General features: G+C 54.8%; 6 protein-coding genes. 3 read left to right on the top strand and 3 right to left on the bottom strand.

The features are described from left to right. Positions 1-36 precede the first annotated feature (36 nt). On the bottom strand, positions 37-1,275 hold the full coding sequence (locus F8561_RS14585; RefSeq protein WP_012291449.1) for an IS110 family transposase: 1,239 nt from the start codon (positions 1,273-1,275) through the stop codon (positions 37-39). Between the two features lie 346 nt (positions 1,276-1,621). Here F8561_RS14585 and F8561_RS14580 point away from each other — a divergent pair, with 346 nt between their 5' ends. Continuing rightward, positions 1,622-2,410 carry a phosphotransferase family protein gene (locus tag F8561_RS14580; protein ID WP_151887626.1) on the top strand — a complete coding sequence of 263 codons (789 nt, stop codon included), beginning with the start codon at positions 1,622-1,624 and terminating at the stop codon, positions 2,408-2,410. 86 nt (positions 2,411-2,496) lie between these two features. On the opposite strand, the gene F8561_RS14575 is transcribed toward F8561_RS14580, so the two are convergent. Then, on the bottom strand, positions 2,497-2,952 hold the full coding sequence (locus tag F8561_RS14575) for a hypothetical protein (RefSeq protein ID WP_025204709.1): 456 nt from the start codon (positions 2,950-2,952) through the stop codon (positions 2,497-2,499). Between the two features lie 346 nt (positions 2,953-3,298). Then, the gene (locus F8561_RS14570) at positions 3,299-4,180 is read right to left on the bottom strand and encodes a LysR family transcriptional regulator (RefSeq protein WP_014169049.1); all 882 of its coding nucleotides are present in this window, start codon (positions 4,178-4,180) and stop codon (positions 3,299-3,301) included. Positions 4,181-4,285: 105 nt separating this feature from the next. On the opposite strand from F8561_RS14570, the gene budA reads away from it, so the two are divergent. After that, positions 4,286-5,065 carry an acetolactate decarboxylase gene (gene budA / locus F8561_RS14565; protein ID WP_025204708.1) on the top strand — a complete coding sequence of 260 codons (780 nt, stop codon included), beginning with the start codon at positions 4,286-4,288 and terminating at the stop codon, positions 5,063-5,065. 13 nt (positions 5,066-5,078) lie between these two features. Beyond that, positions 5,079-6,758 (top strand): acetolactate synthase AlsS, encoded by a 1,680-nt coding sequence (alsS, locus tag F8561_RS14560; RefSeq protein ID WP_020885041.1) that lies wholly within the window; start codon positions 5,079-5,081, stop codon positions 6,756-6,758. Positions 6,759-6,778 lie beyond the last annotated feature (20 nt).

Below are 6,778 nucleotides of genomic sequence, written 5' to 3'. Positions count from 1 at the left end.
GTCCGCTTCACGCCCTGAGACATTCGACAAGCTTTTTTATGGCTTCAGTAAGGGCGACTTTCGCGCTTCCAGTGCCAGCAAATACTTCGCTTCATCGTACTGGGTCTTGGTCTTCCAGCAGCGGTAAATGATCCTTATCCATTTGAAGGCCAGAGCCCGGATTGCAGACTGGTGAGATTTTCCTTTTTCTCGCAGTCCCCGATAATAAAGTCTGGCCCAGTATGATGAGTTAACCGTCTTGGCAGCCCATTCAACAAAGGTTTGCCGGACGAACTTGGCACACTGCCATCGCCAGTGAACCCAGGATTTCTGGCCACTTCGTTCTGTCACCGGTGCAATACCTGCGTAGTTTTGAATTTCTTCAGCGCTGTTAAACCGGTCACGGTTATCACCAAGTGCAGCAAGCATTCGTGGTCCCAAACACGGCCCCATGCCCGGAAGTGATTTGAACAGCCCCGAATCTGGCAATGTGTCAAACAGCGTTTCGATTCGTTCGTCATAGGTTTTGATGATTTCACTCACGACTTTAATTTGTGTCGCCAGTGCTGTTGCCATCAAAGCATTAGCCTCTATAACACTCGGGTCTGTCGTCAACGGAATGGCGTTATCAATACTCACAACACGCTGCTCGGTAAGGGCCATTGCGCGGCCACCTTTGGCATTGAGAAAGTTGCGGATCGTGTCTCGCCTGGCTCGTTTTAGTTGTTGCAGACTGGGCCATCGCATAATCAGTTCACACAATAGCAAGCTACCCCGATGTGAGAACCACTCCAGGGGCTGAGGATAATACTGTTTGAGTGTGTTGATTAGCCGGTTCACAAAACGGCGCTTATCTTCAACCAACTGACGACGCTGCTCAACCAGTTGCTGGAGTAACCGGATATCGGCATTGTCGGGTTCAATGGCTTTTATCTTTTGGGGATAACGCAGCATTAACTCTAATGCCAGCTCGGCATCCTGCGGGTCATCTTTAGCACCGCTGGGCGAGAAGGCTTGCCGGTAACGAGCCAGAGACAAAGCGTGGACGGGGAAAACGGTGATAAATGGATATTTCTGAAGAGCATACACCACGGGACCTTTCTTCAGCTCAACGGCGATAGCGATCCTGCCTTTTACCTTCTGGTGTAACTCGGTAAGCCAGACATCAAGCGCTTCCGGCGTATGTTCAATCACATGGAATGTGCGTTCACCGTTTTTAAACTGAACACAGACATCGTGCTTTTTATCTGCCCAGTCCAGACCAACGTGCGCAGCAAATTGATTAGTCTCAGTCATCACCAACTCCTTTTTATCGGGGATTGGTATGCATTCCACGCTCTTCGAAAGAAATATAGCCAGCAGTTATCTGCATGCCCTGAGTATTCGTTAGCGAACGTGGAGCACCTACTGGCTCGAAAGAAAAGCGGCGATCATCGCATGATTCTCGCTCAATATTCGTAACCAGTAAGCGCATACCCTGAATCACTTCAAAGTGTAATTCTCAGGGTGCGAATGACTATACTTCGCTCTAAGCGGACCTTCCCACAACCCGCAACACTGCCCGTAAAACGCAATTCCCCTGATCCCTCTGCATCTCACTACACTTATCCCTTAAAGCCAAACCTGACACAGGGAGTCATGTATGTCTGCGGAGAATTTATCCCAAATGGGTGCGGCAAAAGTGCAGCGTTTGGTGGATCAATATGGTCAGCAAGTCATAGAAAAATGCCCTGTTAGCCCTGTGGAATACGCTTTCTACGAGCATGCGGCGAAAGAGCTCAACAGCAGGGGGATCAAAACGCCGACGCTGTTGTCTGCCGATCCACATCCACGCCGGTTAAGGCTGGAATATATCCCTGGAAAAGTGTCTCAGGATGAGGTGTCGGGGGATGACATATTGAAATGCCTTTCTCATCTTCATCGCACTCCACCAGACCCAACCTGGGTGTACCACCCTCATTCCTGGTCCGAGAAAGCGCTTGAAAAATCATTGGCGCTTTTGAAATTACCGGACCGCGCGGCCCACCAGATGCGCTGTTTTCAGCAAGCGGGCAGCGTTTTGTTTCGGCAGAAATGTTTAATCTCAGGGGATACCAATGCCGGTAACTGGGGGAGAAGAGAAAACGGAGAGTGGGTTCTCTTTGACTGGGAAAGGTTTGGCACGGGCAGTCCGGCTATCGACCTCGCCCCGCTGGTAAAGGGGATGGGCTCCAGGCAAAGCATTTTACAGCTTGCGGAGCGTTACAGCGTGCATTATCCGCATATGCCTGCCCGACAGTTAGCGACGGAAATAACCCTTGCTAAAGCATGGATTGTGTCAGAGGTGGTGTCCCTGCTCTATGATCGAAATAAAACAGATTTTGAGCTGTACCTGAACTGGTACAGAGAAACGCTTCCCGGCTGGCTGGACGAGGCTATCTCAGTACTTTAACCCTTCGTCTGCATGAGTTTTTTATATTATTAAGGCCGAAATTCTGGCTCACAGACCAGCTGAATTTCGGCCCTTAAGCTCTGGCCTTAGTGCGCCGTGATATACGGCTCCTTGACGAACTCCGCCAGCAGCCAGACCATATCATGTAGCAGACCGGTCAGCTCTTTTGCCACGTTTGCAGGCAATGTTCCGCCCATTACCGCCTGCGTTAACGCCAGCGCATAGTCCACCTGGAGCGACGTATCCTGCCAGCAGTCCGGAACGCAGGAGACAATCTTCTCTCCTGCAATCAGCTGTTCGACCAGATAAGGCGGGAGGGCAGAATCACAACGCGCGCGAAGGCGTTTAAGGACTGCCAGCAAACGCGTGCACAGTGTTGCATGGGTGACCGCATCGTCGGTTTCTACCAGCACGCTTACATACGCGGTGCAGGCATCGGCCAGTTCGAAGAGATCTGCAGATTCAGGCAGTTGTAGATGAATCAGATGGTGTATAGCGCTTTCTTCAGAGAGCGCGTAAGACAGGGAAGGGACAGTTGTCATGTGATTTTCCATTTTAAAAAAACTCCAGACCATCCAATAAGTTCCTACGCTCATGGGTGGTAGCGCTGACGGAGGTAGGAATACCGCACACGACAAAAACGGCCAACCTTTCGGTTGCTCCGCCAGCGCGACCGTAGTGTAACGGGATGAGCGCTGCCGCGACAAAATAATTGTCGTATCGTGATATGCGGGTTCCTACGCCCGGTTGCGGATGTGCCGCAACGCAGGCACTTTACGGCCAGGAGGAGAGTAAGAAAAGCAGTAACCCTGAATTACACAAGGTTACTTGCAGGTTTGCGAGGCGGCTTCCAGAAAGGCCTTAGCGGGCGCAAGCAGCGCCGCGCCATTACCCTTCACTCAGCATCGCCAGAAACCGTTTCACCGTCCGCGAACGTTCAAAACGCCGCCAGCACAGCGCGATATCGGTATAAAGCTCCGGTGATGTCAGCGCATGGTAGGTCACATTGGGGGGCGAAATGGCGGCCATCGACTTCGGCACCAGGGCGAACCCGCCGCCAGCGGACACCATGCTCAGGGAAGAGGAAAGTTGCGAAGACTGCAGCGTGTGCTGCACGTCAATTCCGGCCCGCTCGCAGCAGCCGTAAACGCGATCGTACAGCCCTGGCGCGACCTCCTGCGGGAACAAAACGACCGGCGTATCCCGAAGTTGCTCCAGCGCCAGCGATCCACACTTCGCCAGTGGATGGTCGCGATGCAGCGCCACAACCATTGGCTCACGGTCGAGAATTTTTAGCTCAAACGCTTTGCTGCTCTCACACGGCAGACGCACAAACGCGATATCCAGCTCACCCTCCGCCAGCATCGCCGTCAGCGAAGACATATTGGCTTCTACCTGGTGCACTCTCACCGCCATGTTCTGCAGCTGATACTGGCGAATAAGGGTGAAGATTTTGGGGTGAAAGGCGTCTGAACTGGTGATCCCAATCGACAGACTGCCGTTCAGCCCGCGGGCAATGCCCCGGGCTTTCTCCAGCGCGGCGTCGCTCAGCGCCAGGATCTTACAGGCGTCCTCATAGAAGGCTTCTCCCGCTTCAGTCAGCTCCACGCCTCGCGTCAGGCGTCTGAATAACGGCGTGCCCACTTCTTCCTCGAGCCGTTTAATCTGCTGACTCAGAGGAGGCTGTGAAATACCCAGCGCTTTGGCCGCTTTGGTGAAGTGTCGCTCACGTGCAACGGCGACAAAATACCGCAGATAACGAAGTTCCATATCAAAAACGTCTCAAACCAGCATGGATTCTATATTGGAACTCTATGCTGAATCGGGTCAACATTTATTTAACCTTTCTAAATAAAGTTGAAGAGGACGAGCATGATGGTGCATTCATCTGCATGCGACTGTGAGGCCAGTTTGTGCGAGACCCTGCGTGGGTTTTCTGCCCAGCATCCTGACAGCGTGATCTATCAGACATCGCTAATGAGCGCCCTGTTAAGCGGCGTGTACGAGGGGGATACCACTATCGCCGATCTGCTTGCGCACGGCGATTTTGGTCTGGGTACGTTCAACGAGCTGGATGGCGAAATGATTGCCTTCAGCAGCCAGGTGTATCAGCTGCGCGCCGACGGGAGTGCCCGTGCCGCGAAGCCGGAGCAAAAAACACCGTTTGCGGTGATGACCTGGTTCCAGCCGCAGTATCGCAAAACCTTCGATGCGCCGGTCAGTCGTCAGCAGATCCACGACGTGATCGACCAGCAAATCCCCTCCGATAACCTGTTCTGTGCGTTACGCATCGACGGTAATTTCCGCCACGCCCACACCCGTACCGTTCCGCGTCAAAAGCCGCCATACCGCGCCATGACCGACGTGCTGGACGACCAGCCGGTGTTCCGCTTTAACCAGCGAGAAGGGGTACTGGTCGGGTTCCGCACGCCGCAGCATATGCAGGGCATTAACGTCGCGGGATATCACGAACATTTTATCACCGACGACCGTCAGGGCGGCGGGCATCTGCTCGACTACCAGCTGGAGAGCGGCGTGCTGACCTTCGGTGAAATTCACAAACTGATGATCGACCTGCCTGCTGACAGCGCATTTTTACAGGCCAACCTTCACCCCAGCAACCTTGATGCTGCAATCCGTTCCGTCGAAAACTAACAGGAGAACCACCGTGAACAGTGATAAACAGGCACGTCAGTGGGCGCATGGCGCCGATATGGTCGTAGGCCAGCTGGAAGCGCAGGGCGTGAAGCAGGTTTTCGGTATTCCGGGTGCAAAAATCGACAAAGTGTTTGATTCCTTGCTCGATTCCTCCATCGAAATCATTCCCGTACGCCACGAAGCGAACGCGGCGTTTATGGCCGCAGCGGTAGGGCGCCTGACCGGCAAGGCCGGGGTCGCGCTGGTCACCTCCGGACCGGGCTGCTCAAACCTGATCACCGGGATTGCCACCGCCAACAGTGAGGGCGACCCGGTGGTCGCGCTGGGCGGTGCCGTGAAGCGGGCAGATAAAGCGAAGCTGGTGCATCAGAGCATGGACACAGTCGCCATGTTCAGCCCGGTGACGAAGTACGCCGTGGAGGTAAGTTCACCGGATGCGATTGCCGAAGTGGTCTCGAACGCGTTTCGCGCTGCCGAGCACGGCAGGCCAGGGGGCGCGTTCGTCAGCCTGCCGCAGGATATTGTCGACCAGCCCGCCACGGGCGCGATTTTGCCGGGCAGCAGTACTGCCAAAATGGGGCCAGCACCGGAATCCGCCATTAACGATGTGGCGAAGCTTATTGAAAAAGCCAAAAATCCGGTCATTTTACTGGGGCTGATGGCCAGCCAGCCTGCCAACAGCGCCGCGCTGCGTAAGCTGCTGGAGAAAAGCCGCATCCCGGTCACCAGTACCTATCAGGCGGCCGGGGCGGTGAATCAGGAACATTTCACCCGCTTTGCCGGACGTGTCGGCCTCTTTAACAACCAGGCAGGCGACAGATTGCTGCATCTGGCGGATCTGATTATCTGCATCGGTTACAGCCCGGTGGAATACGAACCGTCCATGTGGAACAGCGGTGACGCCACGCTGGTGCATATTGATGTGCTGCCCGCCTATGAAGAACGCAATTATGTGCCTGACCTCGAGCTGGTGGGGGACATCGCCGAAACGCTGAACCTGCTCGCCAGCCGGATCGCCCACAAGCTGGAGCTCAGCGCGCGCGCGTCAGAAATCCTGGTCGATCGTCAGCATCAACGTGATCTGCTCGATCGCCGTGGCGCCTCGCTTAATCAGTTTGCCCTGCATCCGCTGCGCATCGTGCGGGCCATGCAGGACATCGTCAATAACGACGTTACGCTCACCGTTGATATGGGGAGCTTCCACATCTGGATCGCCCGCTATCTCTATAGCTTCCGCGCACGTCAGGTCATGATCTCTAACGGTCAGCAGACCATGGGCGTTGCACTGCCGTGGGCGATTGGTGCGTGGCTGGTCAATCCTGGCCGCAAGGTGGTCTCGGTGTCCGGTGACGGCGGCTTCCTGCAGTCGAGCATGGAGCTGGAAACTGCCGTGCGTCTTAACGCCAATGTGCTGCACATCATCTGGGTAGACAACGCCTACAACATGGTGGCGATCCAGGAAGAGAAAAAATACCAGCGCCTTTCCGGCGTAGAGTTCGGCCCGGTCGATTTCAAAGTCTATGCCGATGCCTTTGGGGCGAAAGGCTTTGCCGTCGAGAGCGCGGATGCGCTGGAGCCTACGCTGCGTGCCGCAATGGATGTTGACGGCCCGGCTGTGGTCGCCATTCCCGTTGACTATAGCGATAACCCGCTGCTGATGGGCCAGCTCCATCTCAGCCAGATTTTGTGAATCAATATAAGGACAGAGAA

Origin of the sequence: Enterobacter sp. 198 (assembly GCF_009025585.1) — a bacterium.
Classification (GTDB): Bacteria; Pseudomonadota; Gammaproteobacteria; order Enterobacterales; family Enterobacteriaceae; genus Enterobacter; species Enterobacter ludwigii.
This window is presented reverse-complemented; position numbering and strand designations above follow the sequence as displayed.

Bases quoted from the DNA above. Each gene is read 5' to 3' on its own strand.
- F8561_RS14585 (WP_012291449.1), bottom strand. From the start codon at position 1,275: ATGACTGAGACTAATCAATTTGCTGCGCACGTTGGTCTGGACTGGGCA.
- F8561_RS14580 (WP_151887626.1), top strand. From the start codon at position 1,622: ATGTCTGCGGAGAATTTATCCCAAATGGGTGCGGCAAAAGTGCAGCGT.
- F8561_RS14575 (WP_025204709.1), bottom strand. From the start codon at position 2,952: ATGACAACTGTCCCTTCCCTGTCTTACGCGCTCTCTGAAGAAAGCGCT.
- F8561_RS14570 (WP_014169049.1), bottom strand. From the start codon at position 4,180: ATGGAACTTCGTTATCTGCGGTATTTTGTCGCCGTTGCACGTGAGCGA.
- budA (WP_025204708.1), top strand. From the start codon at position 4,286: ATGGTGCATTCATCTGCATGCGACTGTGAGGCCAGTTTGTGCGAGACC.